At 62.4% G+C, this 1752-nt stretch carries 1 protein-coding gene; it reads right to left on the reverse strand.

Translation table 11 applies throughout. The annotated features are described in order from the left end of the window. Positions 1 to 58: 58 nt before the first annotated feature. A partial coding sequence (gene dinG, locus DBR24_RS04590; RefSeq protein WP_128614041.1) for an ATP-dependent DNA helicase DinG occupies positions 59 to 1752 on the reverse strand: 1694 nt, incomplete at its 5' end.

Below are 1752 nucleotides of genomic sequence, written 5' to 3' on the forward strand. Positions count from 1 at the left end.
ATGGAAAAGCATGGCAGAGAGATAGACAGCGCGGCGGGCAAAACTGCCCACCGTTGTCTCAGGATATTTCACGACGGAATGGCGGCAACGCATTGAGGATCGCTTTGCCGTAGCGCTGGGTGACCAGACGGCGATCCAGCAAGGTGATGGTGCCGCGGTCTTCTTCGGTACGCAGCAAGCGACCGCAGGCCTGGACCAGTTTCAGCGAGGCGTCCGGCACCGAGATTTCCATGAATGGATTGCCACCACGGGCCTCGATCCACTCCGACAACGCCGCCTCGACTGGATCGTCCGGCACCGAGAACGGAATCTTGGCAATCACCACGTGTTCGCAGTAGGCGCCCGGCAAGTCCACCCCTTCGGCAAAACTGGCGAGGCCGAACAGCACGCTGGAATCGCCGCCATCGACCCGCGCCTTGTGCTTGTTCAGGGTTTCCTGTTTCGACAGGTTGCCTTGAATGAACACTTGCTTGCGCCAGTCGCGGTCGAGGCCGTCGAACACGTCCTGCATCTGTTTGCGCGAGGAGAACAACACCAGCGTACCGCGCGAGCCTTCGACCAGATCCGGCAACTCACGGATGATCGCGGCGGTGTGAGCGGCGGCATCGCGCGGGTCGGCTTTCAGGTCGGGGACCCGCAACACGCCGGCGTCGGCGTGATGGAACGGGCTCGGCACCACAGCGGTAACGGCTTTTTTCGGCAGGCCGGCACGCATCCGAAAACGGTCGAACGTGCCCAGCGCGGTCAGGGTTGCCGACGTCACCAGACAACCGTAAGCCACGTTCCACAGGCTGCGGTGCAAGGTCTCGGCGGCGAGAATCGGGCTGGCGTTGACCTCGATATCGAACAGCGAACCGCTTTCGGCCAGCGTCAGCCAGCGGGCCATCGGCGGGCTGTCTTCCGGGTCTTCGGCGGTGAAGGCGGTCCACAGCTCCCAGTTGCCCGAGGCACGGGACAACAGGCTGCCGAACAGCGGATACCACTCTTCGGCCTGATTGCTGGCGATGCCGATATTGACCTCGCCGTCCATGCCTTCCTTGAGCAGGTCGGTCAGACGGGTGAACAGGTCATTGAGCCGCGAGTAGCCCTTCTTCAGCTCGATGCCCATCTCGCGCATGTGCTCGGGAATCACCCCGCCGACGAAACGATGGCGTGGCCGCTCGCGACCTTCGACGTCTTCGCCGGGTTTGAAATCGGCAATCTGCTCGCACGCGGTGAACATGAACTGCTGCTGGGTCTTGATCTCCCGCGCCAGCTCGGGCACTTGCTCGATCAGCTTGCCGAGATCCCCCGGCAACGGATGCTGGGCCAACAGTTTGGTGAGGTTTTTCGCGGTGGTTTCCAGCCAGTCGGCGGTGGAACGCAGGCGCGTGTAATGAGCGAAGTGGCCGATGGCCTTGTCCGGCAGGTGATGACCTTCGTCGAACACGTAAATGGTGTCGCGTGGGTCCGGCAACACCGCACCGCCGCCGAGGGCCAGGTCAGCCAGCACCATATCGTGGTTGGTGACGATCACGTCGACCTTGCCCATGCCTTCGCGAGCCTTGTAGAAGGCGCACTGGCCGAAGTTCGGGCAATGGCGGTTGGTGCACTGGCTGTGATCGGTGGTCAGACGCGCCCAGTCGGCATCTTCCAGCGCATTGGGCCAGCTGTCGCGGTCGCCGTCCCATTTATTGCCGGCGAGCTTTTCGATCATGCTGGTGAACAGCTTCTGACTGGCCTCGTCGACCTCGATCTTGAAACCTTCTTCCT

The organism is Pseudomonas sp. HMWF006 (genome assembly GCF_003061205.1).
Taxonomy (GTDB): Bacteria; Pseudomonadota; Gammaproteobacteria; order Pseudomonadales; family Pseudomonadaceae; genus Aquipseudomonas; species Aquipseudomonas monsensis.